Genomic DNA, 25,936 nt, shown 5'->3' on the forward strand with positions numbered 1-25,936 from the left:
GAGGCTGCTATGGAAGCGATCGGTTTATTTTTCCTCTACGCGCTGGTGGCAATCTTTCTGGAGAACGCCGTCTTCACCCGGATGCTCGGCGTCGGGCGGATGGTCTTTCTGGGCACCCCAAAGCGGATCCTGGCCCACGGCGCGGCGCTGACCGTCATCACCTTTTTCGGCTCCACGCTGTCCTTCGCCGCCAACTATCTGCTGTATGACTACAACGTCGCCGTCTCGCTGCGCGCGCTGATCTACCTGTGCTGCCTGACGGTGGTCTATCTCATCCTCTACCTGCTCTGTGACAGGCTGCCGGGCAAGATCTTCACACCGATGAAGAAGCTGCTCCCCCTGTCCACCTTCAACTGCGCTTCGCTCGGCGCGCTGGTGCTCACCACCGCACAGCAGCACAGCTTCTTTTCCACCGTGGGCTTCGGGCTGGGCACCGGGGTCGGCTACACCCTGGCGCTGCTGCTCATCTACACCGGGCGGCGCCGGCTGGAGCTGGTCACCCTGCCGCGCGCCTTCAAGGGGATGCCCATCCACCTGCTCTATATCGGGCTGGTTTCGCTGGCCATCTACGGCCTGATCGGCCACCAGCTGCCCACCTGACGATTTGTCGGACTTGACCTTAGGAGGTGCCGTCCTTGCGCAAGGGCTATAAGATCAAACGCTACAACCGGATATACCGGCGCCGCCCCGGGGGGCTCACGCCGGTAAAGATCGTCCTGCTGGTGCTGGCGGCGGCGCTTTCGGCGCTGCTGGTTTTCAGCCTCTACGGACCGGTACACGACTTTCTCAGCGGCCGGCTCTCGTCCACCATCGGCGCTTCGGGAGGGGAGGAGGCCGCGTCCCCGTCAAGCGGCGAGGAGGCGTCCCCGCCGCCGGCGGCACCCGCGCCCGCCGCCCCGGCCGCGCAGGAGAGCGATCCCCCGCCGGTCACAGGGCTGCGCGCCTGCTATATCCCGGCGAGCCGCCTGCTGGCGGGCGAGGCGCTCTCCTTTGTCGAGGGCACCGGGGTTGAAGGGTACAACGCCGTGATGATCGACCTCAAGGACACGGGCGGTTCGGTGCTTTACCGCAGCAATCTCGAGCTGGTCGCCCAGGCCGGCGCACAGTCGGAGAACGCCGTGGACCTCGGCGCGCTCTGCGCCGAGCTGCATGAGGCGGGATACCAGGTGATCGGGCGGGTGCAGGCCTTTTGCGACCCGCTGGCCCCGAAGGGGCAGGAGATGGCCGCGGTCAAATACATGAATTCCGATTGGGGCTGGCTGGACGCCGAGGCCGAGCGCGGCGGCAAGCCGTGGCTGAACCCCTACTCCCCCATCGCGCAGAGCTATATCACCGACATCGCCCTCGAGGCGATCGGCGCGGGGGTGGACACCATCCTGCTCGATTCGGTCCAATTCCCCGAGGGGTACGGACTCCAGTACGCCACCTATGGCGAGTGGTCGCAGAGCAAGCCGAGGGACGCCGTGCTGCGCGAGTTCGTGCAGTCGGTGCGCGAGCAGGCCGCCCAGCGGGGCGGCAGCCTCCTGTGCTATACGAGCGCCGACTCGGTCTTCGGGCAGAACAACGCCCGCTACGGGGAGAGCAACCCCGCGAACCTCTTTGGCGGGGCCCTCGCGGTAGGGGTCATGCCCGCCAGCTTCGGCGAGGTCTATGAGCTCGAGGGCTTCCGGCTGCAGGCCCCGGCCACCACCCCCTTCGACACGGTGCAGGCGGTGCTGGGCAGGGTGAAATCCTCGGCCCCCAGCGTGCAGACACTGGTGGCCTGTCTGCAGGGGTATACCGACAACACGCTCGAGGGCGCGTATAACCGGCAGTATACCGCCGCCGACGTGGCCGAGCAGATACGCGCCGCCGGGGAGGCCGGGATCGACAGCTACATTGTCCTCTACTGACATGGGTTTCATCGAAAGCCGCAGGCGCGTCTGCGGCTTTCGCGCTTTTCTGAGGCCTTTTTATTCTTTTCGTCCTGTGCTATAATGGATGCTTGCAAACCGATTGGGAGGTAACAACACATGCCAAACGAAGGCGCGCGCTATCCCGCGCTGAAAAAACAGATTTTGGAACAATACTTTTCCCGGATGAACCCCCGCCAGCGCGAAGCGGTCTTCACCGTCAGCGGCCCGGTGCTCATCCTCGCGGGTGCTGGCAGCGGCAAGACCACCGTGCTGATCAACCGCATTCTCAACCTGGTCCGCTTCGGGGATGCCTACCACTCCGATTACATACCGCCGCTGGGCGAGGAGGATTACGCCTTTTTGGAAAGCTGGGCCGAGGGGGCAGGCGGGGACGAGGAGCGCCTCTGCTCGCTGATCGCTTCCCGCCCGGTGCGGCCCTGGAATATCTTAGCCATCACCTTCACCAACAAGGCCGCGGGGGAGCTGCGCGAGCGGCTCGAGCGCACCCTGGGCGAGGCGGCCAGAGACATAAACGCCGCCACCTTCCACAGCGCCTGCGTGCGGATTTTGCGGCGGTATATCGAGCGGCTGGGTTATTCCCCGAGCTTCACCATCTACGACAGCGACGATTCGATCCGGGTGATCAAGCGGCAGATGGACCTCTGTGGGGTCAGTGACAAGAACCTCAAGCCCCGCACCCTGCTCTCGGTCATCTCCCGCGCCAAGGACGCCATGCTCACCCCGCAGGAGCTTATGAAAAGCTCAAACGACTACCTCACCCAGACGGCGGCCAAGTGCTACCAGGGCTACCAGCAGGAGCTGCGCCACGCCAACGCGGTGGATTTCGACGACATCATCCTGCTCACGGTGCGCCTGCTGCAGGAAAACTCCGACGTGCTCGAATACTACCAGAACCGCTTCCGCTACATCATGGTGGACGAGTACCAGGACACCAACCTCCTGCAGTATAAGCTGATCGCCCTGCTCGCGGGCGGGCACCACAACCTGTGCGTGGTGGGGGACGACGACCAGAGCATTTACAAGTTCCGCGGCGCCACCATCGAAAATATCCTCCAGTTCGAGGACCAGTTCCCCGGCGCCAAGGTGATCCGGCTCGAGCAGAACTACCGCTCGACCAAGACCATCCTCGCCGCGGCCAACGGGGTAATCCAGAACAATACCGAGCGCAAGGGCAAAAACCTCTGGACCGAAAATGGCGAGGGGGCCAAGGTCCAGGTGGTCCGCCTATCCGACGAACAGGGCGAGGCCGCCTATATTTGCGACACCATCGCCAAAAACGTGCGCGAGGGGCAGCATTTTTCGGACCACGCCGTCCTTTACCGGATGAACGCCCAGTCCGCTTCGATCGAGCGGGAGCTGACCCGCAGCGCCATCCCCTATAAGATCATCGGCGGGCTGCGCTTCTACGAGCGCAAGGAAATCAAGGACCTGATCTCTTACCTGAGTATCATCAACAACCCCTCGGACAACCTGCGCCTGACAAGGATCATCAACGAGCCCAAGCGCGGGATCGGGGAGGCGACCATCAGTGCCGCAAACGAGCTGGCTCTCTCGCTCGGGCTCCCGCTTTTCGAGGTGCTGCGCGCCGCCGACGAGTACCAGCCCCTCTCGCGCAAGGCCCTCTCGCTGATCGAATTCACCAGGATGATCGACTCCTTCATCGAGGAGGAGGCAGGGGGCCTGCCGCTCGACGAACTGTTCGACCTGGTGCTCGAGCGCTCGGGCTACATGGCCGCGCTCAAGGCCCAGGGCACCCTCGAGCAGACCAGGATCGAAAACCTGGAGGAGCTCAAGACCAACATCCAGCACTATATGCAGGAGAACGAGGAGCCCACCCTCTCCGGGTTTTTGGAGGAGATCGCGCTCTACACCGACCTCGACAGCTACAACGACAGCGACGACCGGGTGATTTTGATGACCATCCACTCGGCCAAGGGGCTGGAATTCCCCAACGTCTTTGTCGCGGGCGCGGAGGAGGGGATTTTCCCCGGCAGCCAGTCGATCTACGACCCGCAGCAGATCGAGGAGGAGCGCCGCCTGGCCTATGTCGCCTATACCCGCGCCAAGGCGGCGCTGCATATTACCTGCTGCGCCCAGCGGATGATCTTCGGCTCGACCACCCGCAATATGATGTCCCGCTTCATCAAGGAGCTGCCTAAGGAGACCTACGAGCTGGACGACAAGACCGTCTCGCGCAACCTGCTCGAGGACGTCCGCCCTCAGCGCACGCAGAAAAGCGCGGCGAGCGTCTCCCGGCGCCTTGGGGCCGGCATGCCGGCGCGGAAGGCGGACAGCGCCAGCTACAGCGAGGGCGAGCGGGTCGAGCACCCGGTCTACGGCGCGGGCACCGTCCTCTCGGTCAAGCCGATGGGTGGGGACCGGCTTTTGGAGATCGCCTTCGATTCAGTGGGCACCAAGAAGGTGATGGCAAACTACGCCAAGCTCAAGAAGCCGGCCGAGGTATAAGGAGGAACGGCAATGAGAGAACAGTTTATCGAAATATTTAACGAACATGTCAAGCGCGAGGGGGCAAGCCAGCTGCTGAGCTGGCTGCAGCGCACCGACTTCTTCACCGCCCCGGCGAGCACCCGCTTCCATCTGGCGCAGGAGGGGGGCCTCTGCCTGCACAGCCTGAACGTCTACCGCCGGCTCTGCCAGAACCCGCAGGCCGCCGCGGAGTATTCCCCCGAGACGCTGGCCGTCTGCGGGCTGCTGCACGACATTTGCAAGGCCGATTTCTACGCGGTGAGCACCCGCAACGTGAAAAACGAGCAGACCGGCCAGTGGGAGAAACAGCCCTTCTATACCGTCAACGACCAGCTCCCCTATGGGCACGGCGAGAAGTCAGTCTATATCATCAGTGGCTTCATGAGGCTGAGCCGCGAGGAGGCGATGGCGATCCGCTGGCACATGGGCGGGTTCGACGACTCGGTCAAGGCGGGCAGCTTCGCGCTCTCGGGCGCGTTCGAGCACTACCCGCTGGCGGTCCACCTGCATGTGGCAGACTTGCAGGCGACCTATCTGGACGAAGTGAGAAAGGATAAGTTTGAAAGATGAATCTTTCAAACTCTCGGTTTTTTTGCCTATGCGGCAATGCCGCATAGGCAAAAATTCCCTAAGAAAGGAATGATTATCATTATGGCAATCGAAGCGGTACGGGAGTATTTTTCTTCCCTTGGATTAGCGGATCGGATTCACGAGTTCACAGTCTCCAGCGCGACGGTGGAGCTTGCCGCCGCCGCATTGGGGGTGGAGGGGGCCAGGATCGCCAAGACCTTATCCTTCCTGGACGCGGACGGCGGGTGCATCCTGATCGTCGCCGCCGGGGACGCCAAGATCGACAACCCGAAATATAAGGCGGCGTTTTCCTGCAAGGCCAAGATGCTTACCCCCGAGCAGGTGGCGGGGCTGACCGGCCACGAGATCGGCGGGGTCTGCCCGTTCTGTAACCCCGGCGGGGTGCGCACCTACCTGGACGAGTCGCTGCGGCGCTTCGATACCGTCTATCCCGCGGCGGGCAGCGCCAGCTCGGCCATCGAGCTGACCCCGGACGAGCTCTTTGCGCTGTCGAAGGCGGCCGGGTGGGTGGACGTCTGCAAGGGCTGGCAGGCATGAGGCGGCTTGCGCCGCTGGTGCTGAGCGGCCTGCTCCTGCTGGCCGGCTGCGCCGGCGCGCCCGGACAACAGAATGATGTTCCCCCGCCGGGCGCCGCGCCGGAAAGCGCCCCCGAAGAGCCCGCGCCCGTGGCGGGCGCGCCGCGGGACGAGCTGCTGGAGCGCCTGAGCGAGGCGGCAAACAGCTTCGTCAACGGCGAGGACTTCGTGCCCTGGCAATATAACCTGGGGCTTTATGACTTCGACGGGGACGGCTCCCCCGAGCTGATCGTGGGCAGCTACGGCAACTTTTCGGGCACCCATACCCTGCTGCGGCTGACGGAAGACGCATACGAGGTCGTGGGCGACTACGAGGTGCCGAACGGCAGCTGCGAATTTTACCCGGCCGCCTCGGGCGATGGGCTCGTGCTCATTGGCAAGGGCGGGCACGGGACGCAGGAAATCGTCCTGGAAAGCGCCCTGCGCCTGCTGCCAGAGCCGGATGAAGCGGGCAGGCTGCTGGACGTCTGGCAGCGCACCTACACGCTCTTCGGCGGGGACGACGCGCAGAGCGCCTGCACCGTCACCCATAACGGCGAGGAGCAAGCCGCCTGCCAAAGCCCGCAGGACCCCGAGGCCGCCACGTTCGACGCACGGTTCGCGCACGGGGACACCCCGGCCTTGGTGGCGATGGAGGAGGAAGCCTTCTTCGCCGGTACCGAGGACAACGGGGAAATCCTCCTGCCGGTCCCGCAGGAGGAGCTGCGCACCCGGATCGACGCACTGTTGGAGCGGCTGGAGAAGGATTAAAAATGACCGTTAGCTAAGCAAGCTAACGGTCATCTTTCTGTAATTTCATTCGCCTCTCCCGGGAAACGCTTCCAGGAGTTGGAACCTATGCCCTAATTATACCCGATTCTGGGAAAGGTTGCAAGGGAAAATGGCGGTTTCCTTCCCCATCCGCCCGCCGGCAGGACCCCAGGATTGCTTATCTAGCGGTCTTTTGGGGAGGTTTTATTGATGAAGCGAATGGCATGTTCCCTGCTGCTGGCAGCCTGCCTGGCGGCTATGCTTTTTCTTCCCGCGGCCGCGGACGAGGCGCGGGCCGCAGTCCAGGCCGGCGAATACGGGGTCAACATCCCCTTCACCCCCTCGACGCGCACTGACCGCTACGCCTTCGCTCTCTACGAGGGGGCGGCCGACCCGCAGGTGCTGCTGGCCCGGGAGGAGCTGACTGTCCAGTCGGCGCGCACCGTCTTCCTCCCGGCCCCGATCTCGCTGGCCGAGCCGAAAACCTATACCCTCACCGTGACCGCCCTTCCCATGCCGGGCCGGGAGGGGCTGGACCGCGCGGCGACCAAGTCCGCCGCCCTCCAGACCGCTCGCGTCTGCGGACATCCGGACGACACCGGCGCTTTCCTAATGGGGAACGGCAGCGCGCAAAACCCCTACCGGGTCGCCAGTCCCGCACAGCTGGCGCATCTGCAAAAGCACACCGATTCCCATTTTAAGCAGGCCTGCGACATCGATATGGCGGGGGAGGCCTGGCAGAACTTCGACTTTAACGGCACCTACGACGGGGACGGCTATGTCATCCGGAACCTGACCAGTACCTCCTCCGGCAAGCCCGCTGGGCTGTTCGCCACATTCAGCGGCGCGCTGATGAACCTGGGGATCGAAAATGCCAACATCGCCATGACGGGAGGATCATGGCACGCCGGCACCCTCGCCGGCCAGGCCAGGGATGCCACCATTTCGCGCTGCTACTCCAAGGATTGCACCGTCAGCACCACCGCCGGTTATGACGCAGGGGGAATCCTCGGAAACGACAGCACCAACATCGTAATCGAGGACTGCTACGCACTGGGCGGCGTCTATTCCGGCGTCCGCCACGCGGCAGGCATTTCGGGGGACTTCAACGGCGACAGCACCGCCAACACCATCCGCCGCTGCTACGCCATTCCCGCCAAATTGTCGGGCGCGCAGGGAAATGGGATGATCGCCGGATTGTGGGGGAAGGCAAAAATGGAAAACTGCTATTTTCCCAACGACACCGCCTGCGGGTCCACCACCGCCACCGCCTCGGGCAACGTGGCGGGCGCCTCCGGCCTGCCGCTGGCCTCCTTCACAAACGCCGCCAGCTTTTCGGGCTGGGACATCGGGGGGAGCGGCAGCGCCTGGGTGATGGGCGAAAACGGGCCCGAGCTCAAGGTTTTCGCACAGCGCCGCGCGGGGGGCTAAGCGCGCGACGTCCCCATCACCCAAAAGCGCCCCGGCCAAGAATCTTTGGCCGGGGCGCTTTCTCTGTTTCACCCCTGCGGGGCGATCCGGGAATAATATTTCTTGTCGTAGTCCTGGTAAAGCTCGGCATAGGTCTTGGAGGTGCCCAGGTGGACCTCGCGCAGATAGTCGTGCCGGTCGATCCCCTGCTCGGCATTCTGATGGGTGATGACATGCACCCCAACGTTCGAGCAGTGGTCGGCGATACGCTCCAGGCTCGAAAGGGTCTCGACATACGGGAAGCCCGCCTCGATCGAGCAGCTCCCGTCCCGCAGGCGCAGGATGTGCCGCTCCTTGAGCGTCTCCTCCACCAGGTCGATCACCTGCTCGAGCGGCTCGATGGTGGCGGCCACCGCCACGTCCTGTTCCTCGAAAGAGCAGATCGCCTTCTCAATGATCTCCCCCACCGCCTCGCTGAGCACCTGCAGCTCACCCAGGGCCTTCTGGGAGAAGTTGGCCTTGTCATCGTACAGGCGCAGCGCGCACTGGGCGTTGTTCATCGAGTAGTCGCCTATTCGCTCAAACTCGCTGATCACCTGCAGCGTCTGTGAGACCTGGCGCGACTCGCTCTCGGTGAGCTCGCGCTCCGAGAGCTTGAGCAGGTAGATTCCCAGGCGGCTCTCCAGCTTGTCGATGGTGTCCTCGTTCTCGCGCATACGCTCCTCCCGCTTGAGGTCCAATTTTTCAAATTGCTTGATCGAATTGCTGAAGTTCTTGAGCGCGAGCTTGCCCATCTGCACCGTGGCCTTATGCACATATTCCAGCGCCAGGCCGGGGGAGACGAGCAGCCGGTCGTCCAGCTGGACCACCACGGCCTCTTCCTCGTCCTCCCCGGTCGGGTCGTCCTTGATCATGGTGCAGACGATCCGCTCCAGGAGCCCCACGAAGGGCAGGAAGAGCAGGGTGATGGTCACGTTGAAGATGGTGTGGAAATTCGCGATCCCGCCCATCGAGATCGGGTCGTTCCAGAACGGGAAGCCGATGGTATATTGGAACAGGTAGGTCGCCGCCAGGAAGATGACGGTACCCAGGATGTTGAAGGTCAGGTGGACCATTGCGGTGCGCTTGGCGTTCTTGGAAGCGCCGATCGAGGCCAGGATCGGGGTGATACACGTACCGATGTTCTGGCCCATGATGATCGGGAAGGCCGATGCACAGGTGATCACCCCAGTGGAGGAGAGCGCCTGCAGGATACCGACCGAGGCGGAGGAGGACTGGATGACCGCGGTCACCAGGGTCCCGACGATCACGCCGAGGACGGGGTTTTCAAACATCGAAAAGAGCTTCGCGAAGCCGGGCATGTCGGCCAAGGGGGCCACCGCGTCGGACATGGTGATCATCCCGGTGAAGAGGATGCCAAACCCCAGCAGGATCTGCCCGACGTCCTTTTTGACTGTGCGCTTGGAGGACATGAAGAGCAGCACGCCGATGATGGCGAACAGCGGCGCCAGGGTGGTGGGCTTAAAAAACTGGATGAGGAAGTTGGAGCTGTCCACCCCGGCCAGACGCAGAATGTGCGCGGTGATGGTGGTACCGATGTTCGCGCCCATGATGACCCCGATAGCCTGGCGCAGCTTCATGACCCTGGCGTTTACCAGGCCAACGACCACCACCGTGGTGGCCGAGGAGGACTGGACCGCCGCGGTGACCAACGCACCGAACAGCACGCTCGACAGGGTATTCTTGGTCAGCTTCTCCAGCGCGCTCTCCAGCCGCCCGCCCGAGACCTTCTCCAACCCTGAGCCGAGAATCGACATTCCGTACAGAAAGAGGGCCAGCCCGCCCAACATGGTCACCAAGCTGAAAAAATCCATTGATCTTCCTCCGTTTGTCCGAAGATTTTACCGTCCCTTGACCCGGTTCTCTCATTTTGATTATAACAGCCGCGAAAGAAATACTCAACAATTTTTAAAAGAAAATTTATACCCTCATAAATAATTGTACTTATTATAAAGAAATCCACAGGGAAATCATTGGGTTTCCAAAGGGTCCTTGACCCTTTGGCGGGTGTGGGCAGAGCCCACGGCCTTTTCCGGGTCGCTGCCATCTTGCCGCCACAGAAGCCTCCCATAGATCAGGAAGGGGAGTAAAAGGCTTCCAGTGGAAGGCTTTTGCGTGGGGAAACCCTATCAAGGGGTTTCCCCATGACAATTTTTCATTGCAGGAAAATAGCTTTTCCGCCCCCTGCATCACACGCATTCAGGACAAAAAAGCTATCTTTTTCGATACAAATCGTATATAATATTAATAAATATACTATTTGTTCCCTATTTCGCGGCTATCCGCCATACCGGGCCGAGCAGCCGAGCTGCTCCTCGATGCGCAGCAGCTGGTTGTATTTCGCCACCCGCTCGCTGCGGCAGGGCGCGCCGGTCTTGATGTACCCGGCGTTCACCGCCACGGCCAGGTCGGCGATGGTGGTGTCCTCGGTCTCGCCCGAGCGGTGGGAGATGATGGTGCGGAACCCCGCCTTCTTGGCCATCTCAATGGCGTCCAGCGACTCGGAAAGGGTGCCGATCTGGTTGACCTTGATGAGGATCGCGTTCCCCGCCCGAAGCTCGATCCCCTGGCGCAGGCGCTCGGTGTTGGTGACGAACAGGTCGTCCCCCACCAGCATGGCCTTCGAGCCGAGCTTTTCGGTCAGCGAGGCCCAGCCGATGAAGTCCTCCTCGCCCAGCGGGTCCTCCAGCGAGCAGATGGGGTAGCGCCCGAGCAGGTCCTGCCAATAGGAGATCAGCGAATCGGTGTCGTAGCTGCGCCCGAGCTTGGGCAGGCGGTAGCCGTACTCGGCGGTCCACTCGCTCGCGGCGGCGTCCAGCGCCAGCATGAAGTCGGTGTGCATCTCGAAGCCCGCGCCCTCGACGGCCTCGATGATCAGTTCGATGGCCTCGCTGTCCGACGAAAGGTCCGGCGCGAAACCGCCCTCGTCCCCGACCCCGGTCGAAAGGCCCCGCGCGCGCAGCAGGCTTCCCAAGCTGTGGTAGACCTGCGCGCACCAGCGCAGCCCCTCCGAGAAGGACGCCGCGCCCACCGGCATGATCATGAATTCCTGGATGTCCACATTGTTCGAGGCGTGCGCGCCGCCGTTGAGGATGTTCATCATCGGCACCGGCAGGGTATCGGCCCGCACCCCGCCGAGATACCGGTAGAGCGGCAGCCCGAGCGCCCGGCAGGCGGCCCTGGCGCAGGCGAGCGAAACACCGAGGGTGGCGTTGGCGCCGAGGCCCCGCTTGTTCTCGGTGCCGTCGAGCTCGACGAGCGCCCGGTCGATCGCCCGGATGTTGGCCCCGTCCATCCCGTAGAGGGCGGGCGCGATGGTTTTGGTAATGTTTTGTACCGCTGCGAGCACCCCCTTGCCGCCGTAGCGGGAGGAGTCACCGTCGCGCAGCTCGTGCGCCTCGAACTGTCCGGTGGAGGCGCCCGAGGGCACCGCCGCCCGGCCCACGTCCCCGCCCGACAGGCGGACCACGCATTCCACCGTCGGGTTCCCCCGGCTGTCGAGGATTTCCCTTCCCTTTATCGAAACGATCTTGCACGGATATTCCATTGTATTGCCTCCTTTGGTAGACTATAGTTGTAGTATGAACGAACGGATGGGATTTTATGTACATCCTGCCATATTTTTGAGCTGTCTACGGCAGGTTTTTGCCGGAAAAATTATCCTTTCGCTGAAATTTTACGCTAAGACAAATAAAATGACCCGCGCCAGACAGAATATTGAAATGTGGAGACGGTTTCGCCGTAAAGCTGTCCCCGCTCCTACAAAAATGTGCTAAAATGAAGGCAGGAAGTTGTCCCTTTCTGCTCCAGGAGGAATGAACATGAAGATTTTCAAAACTGTGCTCGCACTCTCGCTGGCCCTTTGCATGCTGGCCGGATGTACGGGCCGAAACGATGACAAGAACGGCTCGTCCTCTTCGGCCCCTTCGATTTCCAGCTCGTCGTCCAGCTCCATGCCTGAACCGAGCTCCAGCAGCGAAGCGCCCGAGAGCAGCAGTTCCTCGTCCTCTTCCTCGATGGATTCCTCGAGTGAAGCCGCAGCCGCAGCCGGGAGCGCCGATTTTTCACAAATCGGCGCTCTCGACCCGGCGGCGGTCACCTGGGGCCCGGGCCGGCAGGTGGATGAGGAGAACCGTCCCACCGCCCCCATCGCACTGCAGGAGCAATACGGAAAATACGGCGCCATCTTCATTGGAAACAAGGATGAAAAGAAAATCTACTTAACCTTTGACCAGGGGTACGAAAACGGCTACACCGCCAAAATCCTCGATACGTTAAAAGAAAAGGAGGCGCCCGCCGTCTTCTTTCTGACCGGGCACTATGTGCGCACCGAGCCCGAGCTGTGCCAGCGGATGATCGACGAGGGGCATGTGCTGGGCAACCACACCGACAACCATCTCGACGCCACCGAGGCCCCCCTCTCCGAGGCGCAGGAGGACCTGCTCTCGCTGCACAATATGGTAAACGACCAGCTTGGTTACGCCTGCCGGTATTACCGTTTCCCCGAGGGGAAATTCAGTGAGCAGGCCCTGGGGCTGGTGCAGATGAACAGCTATAAGCCGGTGTTCTGGAGCTTCGCCTACGCCGACTGGGACCCCGACAACCAGATGGCGGAGGCCGACGCGCTCGAGCAGCTGAAGAGCCACCTGCACTGCGGGGCGATCTACCTGCTGCACTCGGTCTCCTCCACCAATGCCGCCGTGCTCGGCGACTTCATTGACGCGGCGCGGCAGGAGGGCTACGAGTTCGCCAAAATGGAGCTCTAGCGTCCCTCGTCCTCCCTATTTTATGAACGGAACAGGCAAATTTTTCTTTTGCCTGTTCCGTCCTTTATTTTTCGGGGAAAACGGCGTTTTCCCGGTTGACCTTTGGTTTAACAGTTGTTACAATAGAACCATCAAATGAAGGGTGGTGAACGGCCTTGGAAGGCTCTCACAAGTGGGTCGCGCTCGGGTACAGCATCCCGATCAACCCCTCGCGCAACCGGGTCTACGTCTGGCGCAAGCTCAAGGAGTTCGGCGCGGAATATTTTAAGCAGGGCGTGGCCGTTCTGCCGCAAAACAAAAAGAATGTCGCGCGCCTCAGCCGCCTCGCCCAGAAAATCGGCGAGATGGGTGGGGACGCCCAGCTGGTGGAGCTGCGCTTTCTGCGGGCCTCGGACGAGGCCGCGCTGATCCAGAAATTCAAAAAGCAGTCGGACAGCGAATACGTCGAGCTGCTGCGCGAGTGCGCCGACCTGTTCGCCCAGCTCGGACAGCACGCCGGGCAGAAGCTGAGCGAATATGAGACCGAACAGCTCAAAAAGGTGGTCAAAAAATATTCCCTGGCCAAGAGCCGGGACCACTTCCAGTCCGGACGCTCGGGGGAGTTCGAGCAGAAGCTCTACGGGGCGATCGATTCCCTGCGCGCCTCGGCGCAGGACTTTGCCAACCAGCTGTGCCGCACGCTGGACAAGCTCTGAGCGGAGGATTTTGATGAAACGTCTTTTTCTTTCCCTTTGCTGCGCTCTTCTCTTTATCTTTGTCAGCTTCGCCCCCCTGGCCGCTTCCCCGGTCCGGGAGGTGTTTTTGCAGGTGCGCACCCCCGGCGGCGCGCCGGTGGCCGGCCTGTCGGCGTCCTGCGACTACGGTGAGGGGGAAATCCTGGAATCCTCGATCACCCCGGACTACGTCAGCAAAACCGGCCCCGAGGGCCGTTTTCCCTGCGGGGAGCTGCTTGTCGGCAAGCGGTATACCGTCACGCTGCAGGACTACTACCGCTATCCCGCGCTCGTGTGCCAGAGCGTTTCCTTCACCGTCCTGCCCGGAGACGGCCCTCAGACAGTGGAGGCCGTTTGGAAGAAGCAGAGCCCGGCAAAAACCCTGGAAGCGCTCTCAGAAAAGGTGGTGCTTCGCTTTGTCGATGCCACCGGGGACCCGGTCTGCGGGCTCTTCCTCTCGGGCGGCAGGGACAACCCGCCCCCGCCCGCCGCGGGGCAAAAATCCAACCCGGGCACCGACGGGCAGCTCGGCTACAACGACCCGGACGGGAAATATGTGTTCATCAGCCCCGCGCGAGACAACTATACCGTCACCGTTTCCCGCGCCGAGGGCCTGCCTTCGGTGGGGGAGCAGACCTTCTGCTTCGACGCGTCGGTGGGCGGCAGCCGGGAATATGTGCTCCCCCTGCGCAGCGATCCGTCCGTGCCCGGTCCATACGCGGACCCGCAGAGCTCCCCCACCTGCCGGCTGCGGCTGAAAATCGTCGATGCCACCGGGCATCCGGTGCCCGACCTGATGGTCTCGGGGGAGCCGGAAAACCCAAAGGCGCTTCGCATCGAAGCCAGGAAGACCGATCAAAACGGCGAGGTGCTGCGACAGGCGGGGGTCTACGAGCGCTACCGCCTCACCCTGTCGAACCCCTACCGCAAGGAGGGGGTCCAGCGGCAGGAGTACCAAGTATGGGGGCTGCCTTTTACAGGGGTGCGGGACTACACCCTGGTCTGGAACGGCGAGGCGCCCCGGGAGAGCCTCGCGCGCCGGGCGGACAAGCTGATCCTTTGTTTCCGGGATGCCTTTGGCGCGCCGCTGCCCGGCCTTTCGGTGCGCGCCGACCCGCAGGAGGGCGGCAAATCTGAGGAGGGCTACACCGACTACGAGGGGAAGTTCATCCTCCTCTCCCCCGCCGAGAGCTACACGCTGCACGTTTGGGGCAACGGGCAGGAGAAGCGCTTTACCGCCGGCACGGACGGCGGACAGGAGCAAACGATTATCTTGTAAACCAAAGGGGGGAAGGGGCCGCGGCTCCCTCCCCCTTTTCATCAACCTGCCCAATCCCGTAGGAATCTGTCTGCGAAAGAAGGACAAAAATGCTATTGAATAATGGGGCGTTTGGTGCTAGAATGGAAAAAATATCGAAAAACGATTGTGGTTTGGTGCAAGAGGAATGGAAATCGGCGATGAAAAAGGAGGATAATCTATGCTGAATACCGAATTTTCGGGCAAGTTCGCCAAGGAGGGCCTGACGTTCGACGACGTGCTGCTGATCCCCGCAAAGAGCGACGTGCTCCCCAAGGAGGTCGACCTGCGCAGCGAGCTGGTCAAGGGGATCACCCTGAACACCCCCGTCATGACCGCTGCGATGGACACCGTGACCGAGGCCAAGATGGCCATTGCCATCGCGCGCGAGGGCGGGATCGGGATCATCCACAAGAATATGTCCATCGAGCGGCAGGCCGACGAGGTGGATAAGGTCAAGCGCTCGGAAAACGGGGTCATCGTCAACCCGTTCTACCTCTCACCCGAGCACTTTGTCTTCGATGCGGACGAGCTGATGGGCAAGTATAAGATTTCCGGCGTGCCGATCTGCGAGGCGGATGGGAAGCTGGTGGGCATCCTCACCAACCGCGACCTGCGGTTCATGACCGATTTCAACGTCAAGATCAAGGACGTGATGACCAAGGAAAACCTGGTGGTCGCCCCGGTCGGCACCACCATGGCCCAGGCGCAGGAGATTCTGCGCAAGCACAAGATCGAAAAGCTCCCCATCGTGGACGACGGCGGCTACCTCAAGGGGCTGATCACCATCAAGGACATCGAGAAGGCGGTGCAGTACCCCAACTCCGCCAGGGATAAAAACGGCCGCCTGCTCTGCGGGGCCGCCATCGGCGCCACCGCCGACGTGCTCGACCGCGCCCAGGCGCTCATCAATGCGCAGGTGGACGTGCTGGTGCTCGACTCGGCCCACGGCCACAACAAGGACATCGCCGTCGCGGTCGCGAAGGTCAAAAAGGCCTTCCCGAACGTGCCGGTTATCGCCGGAAACATCGCCACCGGCGCTGCGGCCGAGGATCTCATCGCGGCGGGCGCCGACGCCTTGAAGGTCGGGATCGGGCCCGGCTCGATCTGCACCACCCGGGTGGTCGCGGGGATCGGCGTGCCGCAGATCACCGCGGTCTACGACGTGGCCTGCGTCGCCAGCAAGCACCACATCCCGGTCATCGCCGACGGGGGGATCAAGTATTCCGGCGACATCGCCAAGGCGATCGCCGCGGGCGCAAACGTCGTGATGCTCGGCTCGCTTCTGGCGGGCTGCGAGGAGGCCCCCGGGGCCGAGGAAATCTTCCAGGGCCGCCGCTTCAAGGTCTACCGCGGCATGGGGAGCCTGGGCGCGATGGCCTGCGGCAGCAAGGACCGCTATTTCCAGGGGGACAACAAGAAGCTGGTCCCCGAAGGGGTCGAGGGCCGGGTGCCCTACAAGGGAAGCGTCGCCGATTCCATCTACCAGCTGCTGGGCGGGCTGCGTTCCGGCATGGGCTACTGCGGCTGTCGCAGCATCGACGAGATGCACGAGAAGGCGCAGTTTGTGCGGATCACCGGCGCCGGGCTCAAGGAGAGCCACCCGCACGATATCTACATCACCAAGGAAGCGCCGAACTACTCGGTGCAGATCTGAGGATAACGTAAAACCAGGGCTTCGATCGCAGCGATCGAAGCCCTGGTTTTTTTGTGGGGCACCGCCCCACGCCCCGCCCAAGGGGATGATCCCCTTGGGAATCCCACGTAAAACTATATGTTTTCCAGCAGTTCCTCCACCCGGTCGGTGCGCTCGAAGCTGACATTCAGCTCCTCGCGGCCCATGTGGCCGTAGCTCGCCAGCGACTGATAGCGAAGTGAGCGCAGCCCGAGCGAGTCGATGATCGCCGCCGGGCGCAAATCGAAGGTGCGGCGCACCGCCGCCTCGATTTCATCCGTCGGGCGCTTCCCGGTGCCGAAGGTGTTGACATTGACCGACACCGGCTCGGCCACCCCGATGGCATAGGCGAGCTGCACCTCACAGCGGGAAGCGAGCCCCGCCGCCACGATGTTCTTGGCCACGTACCGCGCGGCGTAGGCGGCGCTGCGGTCCACTTTGGTCGGGTCCTTGCCCGAGAAGGCGCCGCCGCCGTGGCGGCCCCAGCCGCCGTAGGTGTCCACGATGATCTTGCGCCCGGTCACGCCGCTGTCCCCCATCGGGCCGCCGACCACGAAGCGGCCGGTCGGGTTGATGAAGTAGCGGGTGCGCTCGTCGCAGAGCCCTTTCGGCAGCACCGGGGCGATGACCTGCTCCAAAATATCCTGCCGCACCTGCCCGATGTCCACCTCGGCCGCGTGCTGGGAGGAAACCACCACCGCCGAAATGCGCACCGGGGTGTAGCCGTCGTACTCCACCGTCACCTGGGCCTTCCCGTCCGGGCGCAGGTAGGGTAAAGAGCCGCGCCGTACCTCGGCCAGCCGCCGGGTCAGCCTGTGCGAGAGGCTGATGGTCAGCGGCATGTACTCCGCCGTCTCATCGCAGGCGAAGCCGAACATCATCCCCTGGTCCCCGGCGCCCACGCTGCCGGCACCCCCGGAGCCCAGCGAGACCCCCATCGCGATGTCGGGGGACTGCCGGTCCAGCGACGTGAGGATGTTGCAGGTGTTCCCATCGAAGCCGTATTCGCTCCGGTCATACCCGATGTCGCAGATCACCCGTCTTGCCAGCGCCGGGATGTCCACCTGTGATTTGGAGGTGATTTCCCCCATGATCAGCACCATGCCGGTGGTGGCGGCGCACTCGCAGGCCACCCGGGACTGGGGGTCCCCCTGCAGCATGGCGTCGAGCACGGCGTCCGAAATCTGGTCGCAGATCTTGTCCGGATGCCCCTCGGTCACCGATTCCGACGTAAAGAGATAGTTTGCCATTTTTGTTTTCTTCCTTTCCGCTTCCCTTATCAGATTGTTTGGCAAGATGTTTCAGACGCAAAAACAGCGCCCGGAAAACCGGGCGCCGCTCTATCTTAGCCTCATCTTCCGGAGTTTTCCGCAGGATTTGGCACCTTGCGCTCACGCGCAGGTTGCCGGGCTTCACAGGGCCTGGTCCCTCAGCCGCTCTTGATAAGGATGTATTTAATTTTTATTTATTTTACACGGTTCCCGCCCTCTTGTCAAGAGCGCGCGGGCAGCCCGCCCTCCTCGTGGCGCACCAGCCGCGCGATCGGCTTGTAGACAAGGTAGGTGATCAGGGCGTTCGCCCCGGCCTTGATCAGGTTGAAGGGGAGGATCACCGGTATCATCAGCTCCAGCACCGCCTGCCGGGGGGCGCCCATGAAAATCGGGGTGAAGATCAGGTTCCAGAGCGCCATCACCGCCGTCATGGTCACGACCCCGGCGGCCAGCGCGATCATCGCCCCGCCGCGGGTGTGCTTTTTGCGGTAGATGTTCCCGGCCAGGATGGCGAAGGAGCCGGTCGCGCAAAAGTGCATGAGGATCCCGATGATGCCGGACGAGGCGCTCACCGTGGTGCCCTGGATGATCGAGACCACCAGCGTCAGCGCCAGCCCCGCGCCGGGGCCGAAGAGGAAGGTGCCGATAAAGATCGGGATGTCCGCCGGGTCGTACTCCATCCAGGGCGCGGCCGGGAAGAGCGGGAAGTGGACGATGGCCACCAGCACGATGGAAAGTGCGGTGAGCATGGCCATGGTGGTGAGCTTGCGGGTGGTCTGGCTTGCTTTCATGATGTTCTCCTCCAGTTTGGGGCCTGTTCTGGGGTGCGCCGCCCTCCCGGAATCCTTTCCCGGAAAAACGGAAAAGCCCTTGGGAAAATCCCCAAGGGCGTCAGCATATCCGCGGAAAACCGCCTCGTGCTGCTTCTTTCATCCGGACTATACCGTTGGTATGGGAATCACACCCATTCAGCCGAAGCTTTCGCTTCGGGTCGCGGACTATCACCGCCAGTGGGGAATTTCACCCCGCCCTGAAACAGACGCTGTTAAATTTTTATTTATTATATTCTATTCGCCCCGGCTTGTCAAGATTCCTCGGGGAACTCGATCCGGCGGAGCTGGCGCACGTATTCGACCTCCCCATCCGGGCCCCGCCGGTGAAGCAGCAGGTCGCCCGGTTTAAAGTCGACCCCCTTGCGGGTATAGCCCTCCTCGATCACGGTCACGTCCCACGCCTCCGAGGTACCGAGCGTCTCGTCGGTGATGGTAATCACCCCGTCCTCCACCTTATACTTGCTGCAAAAGAGGGTGTCGAAGCCATTTTCAAAGTCGTCGATGGTCCAGTTCAGCGGGCTGTCCGACATGGTGCTGTAGCACACCCCGTTTTCATCGAAGGCGAAGAGCTGGTAGTCGTAGTCCCAGGGCACCACCTTGGTCTCCTCCTCGAGCAGCGCATCGCTCCATTTGACATATTCCCAGTAGCCGATGAGGTCCTCCTCCAGCGCCTGCTCACCCACGTTATAGTCGCTCTCGCTCACCGTTTCCTCGGCGGGCGCAAAGCCCGAGGCGCCGAGAGGGATATCCCCGCTCGCGCTCTTGGTCACGCATCCCGAAAGGGCCAGGCAGCCGGCCGCAAGGATGGCTGCAAGCAGTCTTTTCATGCCGTCATTCCACCGCTTCTTTCCTGATTTTGGTTCGTCTATCCTTCGTTATTATATACTGATTGTGACATTCTTGCAATATTCTTGACAGTTTGTGTTAAAATAGAAGAAGCGCTTTGATTCATTTAGGAGGGATTTCGCTTGTCTGATGTCCGCCTGTCAAAAACAGGAGACCTTCCCGCCCTGCGCTCCCTGTTCGGACGGGTCTTCGAGGAGGATGAGGCGGGGCTCGACCTCTTCTTTTCGCACTGCTACCGGGAGGAAAACGCCCTCGTCGCCGAGGTGGACGGGGCGCTCTGCGGGATGTTTTACATCCTGCCCGCCCAGCTGCTCTGCGCGGGGAAAACCCTTGATGTCGCCTACCTCTACGCGCTGGCGGTGGAGGAGCGTATGCGCGGGCGGGGGATCGCCGGGGAGATCATGCACGAGCTGGACAGGCTGCTGCCCGCGCGGGGCTATGCCGCCGCGCTGCTCAAGCCGGCCGAGGAGTCCCTCTACGGCTATTACCGCCGCTTCGGGTTCGACCATGCCTTTTATGTGAAGCGCTTCCCCTTTTCGGCCGGGGGGCCGGGGAAGGTCGTGCCGATCCGGCTCGATAAGCTCCCCCGTCCGCGGGAAAGCTACTTTTCCTGCCGTCCCCTCTTTTTATGGAATCAGGGGATGCTGCGCTTCGCCGAGGACTTCGGCCGCCACGGCGGCGGGGGCACCTGGCTCATCGGGACGCCGCAGGGCGGCGGCTACGCCCACGGGCGGATCCGGGAGGGGAGGCTGCTCGTGACCGAGCTCGGGTGCGAAGCCGGGAGCGAGCCGGCACTCCTCGGCGCGCTGGCGTCCCGCCTCGGGCTGCCCGGCGGAACGGCGCTGCTGCCGCCGGACGCCCCCTTCGGTGAGCGGGAGCCCACCGCGCTGCTCAAATGGTTCATCCCCGCGCAGGAGACAAAGGACGGTTACTTCTCCCTCGCGTTCGACTAGTCCCGGCTGACGAAACATTTACTGCAAGGAGGACATCATGCTCAAACGTTTTATTTCCTACTACCGCCCGCACTGGAAGATGTTCGCCATAGATATGTGCTGCGCCTTCGTCATCTCGGCGGCCGACCTGTTCTATCCGGTGGTCAGCGGCAATATCATCGACGAATACATCCCCCAGAAGAACCTGCGCATGCTACTGATCTGGTGCGCGCTGCTGCTGGGGATCTACATTCTGCGCAGCGCCTTGAACTACGTGGTGCAGTACTTCGGCCACATGGTCGGGGTGCGCATGCAGGCGGACATGCGGCGGGACCTCTTCTCCCATTTACAGTCCCTCCCCTTCTCCTACTTCGATAAAAACAAGACCGGCGCCATCATGTCGCGGATCGTCAACGACCTGATGGAGATCAGCGAGCTGGCCCACCACGGGCCGGAGGACGTGTTCATCTCGATCGTGACCCTGGCCGGGTCCTTTGTGCTGATGTGCATGCGCAACATCCCGCTGACTTTAATTATCTTCGCCTTTATCCCCTTCCTGGTCTTCTTCGCCATGCGAAAAAGGATCAAGATGAACAACGCCTTCGCCCGCCGGCGGGAGGAGGTGGCCGGGATCAACGCCACGGTGGAAAATTCGATCTCGGGGATCCGGGTGGCCAAGGCGTTCCAGAACCTGGACAACGAGCTGGAAAAGTTCGCCTGCTCGAACAATTCCTTTGTGGACGCCTGCCGCCAGAGTTACCGGGCGATGGCCGAGTTCTTTTCCGGGATGGACCTGCTAAGCAACCTGATCATGGTGGTGGTCCTCCTCTCGGGCGGCCTGTTCGCCATCTACGGGCAGATCACCCCCGGGCAGTTCGCCTCCTACATCGTCTTCGTCAGCATGTTCTTTAACCCCATCAAGCGCCTCATCCAGTTCGTCGAGCAGTACCAGACCGGCATGACCGGCTTCAAGCGCTTCTGCGAGATCATGGACGAGCACCCCGAGGACGACGACCCCGGCGCGATCGAGGCTCGCGACGTGCGGGGGAATATCCGCTTTCAGGACGTCACCTTCACCTATGAGGGGGACAAAAACCAGATTCTACACCATCTGTCGCTCGACATCCGGGAAGGGGACACCGTCGCGCTCGTCGGCCCCTCGGGTGGCGGCAAGACGACGCTGTGCCACCTGATCCCCCGCTTTTATGAGATCAACTCCGGCGCGATCACCCTCGACGGGGTGGACATCCGCCACCTTAAGCGCGCATCCCTGCGCGCCGCCATCGGGATCGTGCAGCAGGAGGTCTTCCTCTTCACCGGCACCATCCGGGACAATATCGGCTACGGGCGAAGCGACGCGGGTGAAAGCGAGATCGTCGAGGCCGCCAAGCGCGCCAACATCCACGACTACATCCTCTCCCTGCCCGAGGGGTACGACACCTACATCGGCGAGCACGGGCTCAAGCTCTCGGGCGGGCAGAAGCAGCGCATTTCGATTGCGCGGGTCTTCCTCAAAAACCCGCCCATCCTGATCCTGGACGAGGCCACCAGCGCTCTGGACAACGTGACCGAGCAGATGATCCAGTCCGCGCTCGACGAGCTCTGCCGCGGGCGGACCACCATCGTGGTGGCCCACCGGCTCTCGACGATCAAGAACGCCGACCGGATCGTGGTGCTGACCGACGAGGGGATCAAGGAGCAGGGCACCCACGACGAGCTGCTCGAAAGAGGCGGCATCTATGCCGGGCTCTACCGCTCGCAGTTCAGGGCCTAGGGCGATGATGGAACGTTTACTGAAAAGGGGCCTTTGCACCTTCGAGCTCAAGGTCATCGCGCTCGTCTGCATGACCTTCGACCATGTCGCCTTCTTCCTCTCCCCCGCGCTGCCCATCCCCTGGTGGTTCCGGCTGATCGGGCGGATCGCGGCCCCCCTCTTCATCTTCCTGAGCTGCTGGGGGTTCGATTACACCCACGACCGGGTGCGCTATATCCGCCGGATGTTCTGCTGGAGCGTCGGGATGGACCTCTGCACGGCGGTGATCAACTTCCTCACAGCCGGCCGGGCCGAGGTGAGAATCGACAACCACATCTTTTCCACCCTCTTTTATATCCTTTACTATCTCTACTGGATCGAGCGGCTGCGCGCACGGGAGACGGGGAGGAGCCGGCCCGTGAAGCCCCTGCTGGCCATCGCTCTGCCCTTCCTGCTGCCGCCGGCGGCCTCCCTCCTGCTCGCCATGCTCACGGCAAATCTTGGCAAGGGACCGCTGCGCAGCCTCCTGCTCGGGGTGCTGAGCGCACTGCTGCCCTGCCCGCTCTTCGTCGAGGGGGGCGTGCTGCTCGTCGCCTTCGGGGTGATCCTCTACTACCTGCGAAACCGCCGGCGGGGGATGATCATCTTTTACTGCGTCTTCTCCCTGCTGACGGGCGGGCTGCAGAGCTTCATGATCCTCGCGCTGCCGCTGCTGCTGCTCTATAACCACCGGCAGGGCCGCAGGATGAAATACTTCTTCTATCTCTACTACCCCTTGCACGCCTATCTGCTCTACGGCTTGCAGCTTTTGCTGCTCGCCCGGGGAGCATAGAGAAGGCCGCGGCAGGCATGCCTGCCGCGGCCTTTGTATATCTCACGCCGGGTCGGGGGCGGAGCGCCCGGTGGTATAGTCCCCGGTGAAGGCGCTGGGCGGGAAGTATCCTTCGGCCGCGAGGATGGGGGCGTCCTCCACCGTGACCGCCGCGCCGCCCGCCGAAAAGGTCAGCGTCCCACGGCTCCAGCCGCCCCCGCTCAAAGCCGGGAAGGAGGCTGCGCCGCTCCCAAAGTCCGCAAAGGAAAAGGCCCCGGCCGCCGAGGTGCTGTTCGTGCCGAACAGGTACATCGTGCCGCCGCCCGAGACCGGCGGGTTGCAGTAATAGCATCCGCTCGCCGAATTCTTCCCATCCGAATCGCGCCCGCTGATCCCGCCCCGGTAGGTGGCGCTGACCAGGTTGGCCACCGCATAGCAGCGGTTAAACGGGGAGGAGGCGCTCGCCCCGGTGATCCCCCCGGCGTTCGGGTTCCCCCCGTTTCCCGAGGCGCGCGACCCGACCCCAAAGCAGTCCCAGACCGGGCCGACCGTGTTGCCGAACACTCCGCCCGCGATGTCCGAGGTGGAGGTGGCAGAGCAATTGATCGTGAAGCAGTTGCTGGCGTTATAGACGTTTGAGGAGATCGGCCCGGCGGTGCGGTGGCTGCGCACGGTGCAGTTTACCGCGCCGAGGTTTTTGACCTCTCCCGAAGCGAAGGTACTGAAAATTCCGGCCCGCGTATTGGTCACATTGGTGACGTCGAAGGAGACGTTTTTGATAAGATGAAAATTCCCGTCGTAGTAGGCGGACAGGTCGTTGCCCGCCGACAGGCCGATCGGGTACCAGTTGCCGCTCACCGACACCCCGCCGATGGTGTCGTCGGGCGTCGCGTCGTACCCCTCGGCGGCAAGGTCGATGTCGCACATCTGCCGGTAGTAGCTGCCCGCCTTCAGGTGGTGGGCGTTGTTGAGATGCTGCAGCTGCCGGGCGTTGTAGATATAATAGGGCCGCTCGTAGGAGCTGCCGTCGCGCCCGTCGCCGTAGCCGCTGAAGCTCTGCTCGGTCGCGGTGTCCACAACGGCTCCCCCGCAGCAGGCGATGGGCGGCAGCTCGTAGATATATTCATAGTCCGGCGCCTGCCGCGTCACCGCCAGGTCCAGCCCCTCCCGTCCCGCCTCGGGCTGCGCGGTGACGCTGACCGAATAGGCCGCGTTGCGCGCCGGGAATTCCCCCTCGATTCTGGCGAGGTACCCTTCCCCGCTCCTTTGGGCGTAGCCGCTGCCGAACAGCGCGCCGGTATCCTTGTCCTTCACCTCGACGAAGTAGCGGGTGGTGCACCCGCCCGGGGCGATGGGCACCTCGATCACCCCCGCCTGCGCGAAGGCGCCGGGGGCATAGCAAAGCATCAGCACCCCCGCCGCCAAGATGGATAACAGCCGTTTCATTCGCCACATCCCTTCCCTTTTTATATTATTAAAATGACCACCAGATACCCTTTCTATCGGTCGCCGCCGGGACGGGAACCCCTGCAAAATGAGGCTTCTCCCTTGCAAATGCTGGCAAAACAGGGTATAATTAGGCTGTTATTGGAAATAGATAGGGATTTGCTTTTAAAAAGCAAGGATTTGCAAGCCGGATTTGACCGTCAGAAAGGGTAGCTGACGGTCTTTTTCATGTGCCGGCAAAACCGGGGCGAATCCGCTTGACTTCTGGTCCGATTCGCCGTAAAATGAAACAGTATATCGAGTCCAATAAGAAAAATTTATATGACGGAGGGTTTCGCGTGCTTTCCAATACAGAAAAAACAATGGAAAAGATCGTCAATCTCTGCAAGAACCGGGGCTTTGTCTACCCGGGCAGCGAGATTTACGGGGGGCTTGCCAACAGCTGGGACTACGGCCCGCTGGGGGTGGAGTTCAAAAACAACGTCAAGCGCGCCTGGTGGAAGAAATTCGTACAGTGCTCGCCCTACAACGTGGGGCTGGACAGCGCGATTTTAATGAACCCCGAGGTGTGGGTGGCCTCCGGCCATGTGGGGGGCTTCTCCGATCCGCTGATGGACTGCAAGGACTGCAAGACCCGCCACCGCGCCGACCAGCTCATCGAGGCCCAGGCGGGGATCTCGCCCAACGGCTGGAGCGATCAGCAGATGATGGACTTCATCAAGGAGAAGGGGATTTCCTGTCCCGAGTGCGGGTCGAAGAACTTTACCGACATCCGCAAGTTCAACCTGATGTTCAAGACCTTCCAGGGCGTGACCGAGGACGCCAAGAGCGAAATCTTCCTGCGCCCCGAGACCGCGCAGGGGATCTTTGTCAACTTCGCCAACATCCAGCGCACCACCCGCAAGAAGCTGCCCTTCGGCGTCGGCCAGATCGGCAAGAGCTTCCGCAACGAGATCACCCCGGGCAACTTCATCTTCCGCATCCGCGAGTTCGAGCAGATGGAGCTCGAGTTCTTTTGCAAGCCGGGCACCGACCTCGAGTGGTTCAAGTATTGGAAGGATTACTGCCACAACTGGATCCTCTCGCTGGGGATCAAGGACGAGAACCTGCGCCTGCGCGACCACGACCCCAAGGAGCTTTCCCATTACTCCAAGGCGACCACCGACATCGAGTACCTCTTCCCCTTCGGCTGGGGCGAGCTGTGGGGAATCGCCGACCGCACCGACTTCGATTTGACGCAGCACCAGGAGCACTCCACCAAGTCCCTGGAATACTTCGACCAGGAAGCAAATGAGAAGTACATCCCCTATGTCATCGAACCCTCGCTCGGCGCCGACCGCGTGGCGCTGGCCTTCCTGTGCGAGGCCTACGACGAGGAGGAGGTCGGCGAGGGCGACACCCGCGTGGTCATGCATCTCCATCCGGCGCTGGCCCCCTACAAGGCCTGTGTGCTGCCGCTGTCCAAAAAGCTGGGCGAGCAGGCGGGCAAGGTCTATGAGCGCCTCGCGGACCTCTTCCCGGTGGACTACGACGACGCCGGCTCGATCGGCAAGCGCTACCGCCGCCAGGACGAGATCGGCACCCCCTTCTGCATTACCTACGACTTCGAGAGCGCCGAGGACGGCTGCGTGACGGTGCGCGACCGCGACACCATGCAGCAGGAGCGCATTGCGATTGACGCGCTGCCCGGGTATCTCGGGGACAAGATGCATTTTTAAATTCCCCCAAGCCAAAATGAAAGTGCGTACCGCCCAAGGGCGGTACGCACTTCTTGCAGCTGATAGAGTTTCCGAGAAAGGATTTT

General features: G+C 62.3%; 21 protein-coding genes and 2 riboswitches. Of the genes, 15 read left to right on the plus strand and 6 right to left on the minus strand.

What is annotated here, in order from left to right:
• Positions 1 to 9: 9 nt before the first annotated feature.
• From B5477_RS11560 to B5477_RS11590, 7 genes are all read left to right on the plus strand, one after another.
• Entirely contained in the window at positions 10 to 600 is a 591-nt protein-coding gene (locus B5477_RS11560) for an Rnf-Nqr domain containing protein (protein WP_159449023.1), read from the plus strand.
• 35 nt (positions 601 to 635) lie between these two features.
• Positions 636 to 1,892, plus strand: coding sequence for a putative glycoside hydrolase (locus B5477_RS11565; RefSeq protein WP_079699831.1), 1,257 nt, complete (start codon positions 636 to 638; stop codon positions 1,890 to 1,892).
• Positions 1,893 to 2,012: 120 nt separating this feature from the next.
• On the plus strand, positions 2,013 to 4,382 hold the full coding sequence (locus B5477_RS11570) for an ATP-dependent helicase (RefSeq protein WP_079699832.1): 2,370 nt from the start codon (positions 2,013 to 2,015) through the stop codon (positions 4,380 to 4,382).
• Between the two features lie 12 nt (positions 4,383 to 4,394).
• Positions 4,395 to 4,973: an HD domain-containing protein gene (locus B5477_RS11575; protein WP_079699833.1), complete on the plus strand. Its 579-nt coding sequence runs from the start codon at positions 4,395 to 4,397 to the stop codon at positions 4,971 to 4,973.
• 81 nt (positions 4,974 to 5,054) lie between these two features.
• Positions 5,055 to 5,531 (plus strand): YbaK/EbsC family protein, encoded by a 477-nt coding sequence (locus tag B5477_RS11580; protein WP_079699834.1) that lies wholly within the window; start codon positions 5,055 to 5,057, stop codon positions 5,529 to 5,531.
• The gene (locus tag B5477_RS11585; RefSeq protein ID WP_079699835.1) at positions 5,528 to 6,319 is read left to right on the plus strand and encodes a hypothetical protein; all 792 of its coding nucleotides are present in this window, start codon (positions 5,528 to 5,530) and stop codon (positions 6,317 to 6,319) included. The genes B5477_RS11580 and B5477_RS11585 overlap by 4 nt, the downstream gene beginning before the upstream one ends.
• A 210-nt stretch (positions 6,320 to 6,529) precedes the next feature.
• Positions 6,530 to 7,750, plus strand: a complete 1,221-nt coding sequence (locus tag B5477_RS11590; protein ID WP_079699836.1) for a hypothetical protein — start codon at positions 6,530 to 6,532, stop codon at positions 7,748 to 7,750.
• Positions 7,751 to 7,818: 68 nt separating this feature from the next.
• Here B5477_RS11590 and B5477_RS11595 read toward each other — a convergent pair whose 3' ends face one another.
• Both B5477_RS11595 and eno read right to left on the minus strand, forming a co-directional pair.
• Complete coding sequence (locus tag B5477_RS11595; protein WP_079699837.1) at positions 7,819 to 9,603, minus strand: Na/Pi cotransporter family protein; 1,785 nt, start codon at positions 9,601 to 9,603, stop codon at positions 7,819 to 7,821.
• Positions 9,604 to 10,067: 464 nt separating this feature from the next.
• Positions 10,068 to 11,336: a phosphopyruvate hydratase gene (gene eno / locus B5477_RS11600; RefSeq protein ID WP_079699838.1), complete on the minus strand. Its 1,269-nt coding sequence runs from the start codon at positions 11,334 to 11,336 to the stop codon at positions 10,068 to 10,070.
• 274 nt (positions 11,337 to 11,610) lie between these two features.
• On the opposite strand from eno, the gene B5477_RS11605 reads away from it, so the two are divergent.
• From B5477_RS11605 to guaB, 4 genes are all read left to right on the plus strand, one after another.
• Entirely contained in the window at positions 11,611 to 12,555 is a 945-nt protein-coding gene (locus B5477_RS11605) for a polysaccharide deacetylase family protein (RefSeq protein WP_159449024.1), read from the plus strand.
• Between the two features lie 155 nt (positions 12,556 to 12,710).
• On the plus strand, positions 12,711 to 13,250 hold the full coding sequence (locus B5477_RS11610) for a Chromate resistance protein ChrB (RefSeq protein ID WP_079699840.1): 540 nt from the start codon (positions 12,711 to 12,713) through the stop codon (positions 13,248 to 13,250).
• 13 nt (positions 13,251 to 13,263) lie between these two features.
• Entirely contained in the window at positions 13,264 to 14,547 is a 1,284-nt protein-coding gene (locus tag B5477_RS11615) for a carboxypeptidase-like regulatory domain-containing protein (protein WP_079699841.1), read from the plus strand.
• A 199-nt stretch (positions 14,548 to 14,746) separates the two neighbouring features.
• The gene (gene guaB / locus B5477_RS11620) at positions 14,747 to 16,222 is read left to right on the plus strand and encodes an IMP dehydrogenase (protein WP_181966733.1); all 1,476 of its coding nucleotides are present in this window, start codon (positions 14,747 to 14,749) and stop codon (positions 16,220 to 16,222) included.
• A 113-nt stretch (positions 16,223 to 16,335) separates the two neighbouring features.
• Here guaB and metK read toward each other — a convergent pair whose 3' ends face one another.
• From metK to B5477_RS11635, 3 genes are all read right to left on the minus strand, one after another.
• Positions 16,336 to 17,490, minus strand: coding sequence for a methionine adenosyltransferase (gene metK / locus B5477_RS11625; protein ID WP_079699842.1), 1,155 nt, complete (start codon positions 17,488 to 17,490; stop codon positions 16,336 to 16,338).
• Positions 17,491 to 17,588: 98 nt separating this feature from the next.
• A riboswitch (SAM riboswitch) is annotated at positions 17,589 to 17,689 on the minus strand.
• 43 nt (positions 17,690 to 17,732) lie between these two features.
• The gene (locus B5477_RS11630) at positions 17,733 to 18,302 is read right to left on the minus strand and encodes an ECF transporter S component (protein ID WP_079699843.1); all 570 of its coding nucleotides are present in this window, start codon (positions 18,300 to 18,302) and stop codon (positions 17,733 to 17,735) included.
• Between the two features lie 126 nt (positions 18,303 to 18,428).
• Positions 18,429 to 18,553, minus strand: a riboswitch (FMN riboswitch).
• Between the two features lie 42 nt (positions 18,554 to 18,595).
• Positions 18,596 to 19,171, minus strand: coding sequence for a hypothetical protein (locus B5477_RS11635; RefSeq protein WP_079699844.1), 576 nt, complete (start codon positions 19,169 to 19,171; stop codon positions 18,596 to 18,598).
• A 141-nt stretch (positions 19,172 to 19,312) separates the two neighbouring features.
• Between B5477_RS11635 and B5477_RS11640 the strand changes: the two genes are divergently transcribed.
• The 3 genes from B5477_RS11640 to B5477_RS11650 are packed head-to-tail and all read left to right on the plus strand — an operon-like array spanning position 19,313 to position 22,707.
• Positions 19,313 to 20,143 (plus strand): GNAT family N-acetyltransferase, encoded by an 831-nt coding sequence (locus tag B5477_RS11640; RefSeq protein ID WP_079699845.1) that lies wholly within the window; start codon positions 19,313 to 19,315, stop codon positions 20,141 to 20,143.
• A 37-nt stretch (positions 20,144 to 20,180) separates the two neighbouring features.
• Entirely contained in the window at positions 20,181 to 21,896 is a 1,716-nt protein-coding gene (locus B5477_RS11645) for an ABC transporter ATP-binding protein (RefSeq protein ID WP_079699846.1), read from the plus strand.
• Between the two features lie 4 nt (positions 21,897 to 21,900).
• Complete coding sequence (locus B5477_RS11650) at positions 21,901 to 22,707, plus strand: TraX family protein (protein WP_159449025.1); 807 nt, start codon at positions 21,901 to 21,903, stop codon at positions 22,705 to 22,707.
• 42 nt (positions 22,708 to 22,749) lie between these two features.
• Here B5477_RS11650 and B5477_RS11655 read toward each other — a convergent pair whose 3' ends face one another.
• The gene (locus B5477_RS11655; protein WP_079699848.1) at positions 22,750 to 24,132 is read right to left on the minus strand and encodes a hypothetical protein; all 1,383 of its coding nucleotides are present in this window, start codon (positions 24,130 to 24,132) and stop codon (positions 22,750 to 22,752) included.
• Between the two features lie 338 nt (positions 24,133 to 24,470).
• On the opposite strand from B5477_RS11655, the gene B5477_RS11660 reads away from it, so the two are divergent.
• On the plus strand, positions 24,471 to 25,850 hold the full coding sequence (locus tag B5477_RS11660) for a glycine--tRNA ligase (RefSeq protein ID WP_079699849.1): 1,380 nt from the start codon (positions 24,471 to 24,473) through the stop codon (positions 25,848 to 25,850).
• The last annotated feature ends 86 nt before the right edge of the window (positions 25,851 to 25,936 follow it).

This window comes from Provencibacterium massiliense, from assembly GCF_900169495.1.
Classification (GTDB): Bacteria; Bacillota; Clostridia; order Oscillospirales; family Ruminococcaceae; genus Harryflintia; species Harryflintia acetispora.

Coding starts and splice junctions, on each gene's coding strand:
- B5477_RS11575 (WP_079699833.1), top strand. CDS start 4,395: ATGAGAGAACAGTTTATCGAAATATTTAACGAACATGTCAAGCGCGAG.
- B5477_RS11615 (WP_079699841.1), top strand. CDS start 13,264: ATGAAACGTCTTTTTCTTTCCCTTTGCTGCGCTCTTCTCTTTATCTTT.
- B5477_RS11570 (WP_079699832.1), top strand. CDS start 2,013: ATGCCAAACGAAGGCGCGCGCTATCCCGCGCTGAAAAAACAGATTTTG.
- B5477_RS11635 (WP_079699844.1), bottom strand. CDS start 19,171: ATGAAAAGACTGCTTGCAGCCATCCTTGCGGCCGGCTGCCTGGCCCTT.
- B5477_RS11655 (WP_079699848.1), bottom strand. CDS start 24,132: ATGAAACGGCTGTTATCCATCTTGGCGGCGGGGGTGCTGATGCTTTGC.
- B5477_RS11645 (WP_079699846.1), top strand. CDS start 20,181: ATGCTCAAACGTTTTATTTCCTACTACCGCCCGCACTGGAAGATGTTC.
- B5477_RS11595 (WP_079699837.1), bottom strand. CDS start 9,603: ATGGATTTTTTCAGCTTGGTGACCATGTTGGGCGGGCTGGCCCTCTTT.
- B5477_RS11585 (WP_079699835.1), top strand. CDS start 5,528: ATGAGGCGGCTTGCGCCGCTGGTGCTGAGCGGCCTGCTCCTGCTGGCC.
- eno (WP_079699838.1), bottom strand. CDS start 11,336: ATGGAATATCCGTGCAAGATCGTTTCGATAAAGGGAAGGGAAATCCTC.
- B5477_RS11605 (WP_159449024.1), top strand. CDS start 11,611: ATGAAGATTTTCAAAACTGTGCTCGCACTCTCGCTGGCCCTTTGCATG.
- B5477_RS11590 (WP_079699836.1), top strand. CDS start 6,530: ATGAAGCGAATGGCATGTTCCCTGCTGCTGGCAGCCTGCCTGGCGGCT.
- B5477_RS11560 (WP_159449023.1), top strand. CDS start 10: ATGGAAGCGATCGGTTTATTTTTCCTCTACGCGCTGGTGGCAATCTTT.
- metK (WP_079699842.1), bottom strand. CDS start 17,490: ATGGCAAACTATCTCTTTACGTCGGAATCGGTGACCGAGGGGCATCCG.
- guaB (WP_181966733.1), top strand. CDS start 14,747: ATGCTGAATACCGAATTTTCGGGCAAGTTCGCCAAGGAGGGCCTGACG.
- B5477_RS11650 (WP_159449025.1), top strand. CDS start 21,901: ATGATGGAACGTTTACTGAAAAGGGGCCTTTGCACCTTCGAGCTCAAG.
- B5477_RS11580 (WP_079699834.1), top strand. CDS start 5,055: ATGGCAATCGAAGCGGTACGGGAGTATTTTTCTTCCCTTGGATTAGCG.
- B5477_RS11630 (WP_079699843.1), bottom strand. CDS start 18,302: ATGAAAGCAAGCCAGACCACCCGCAAGCTCACCACCATGGCCATGCTC.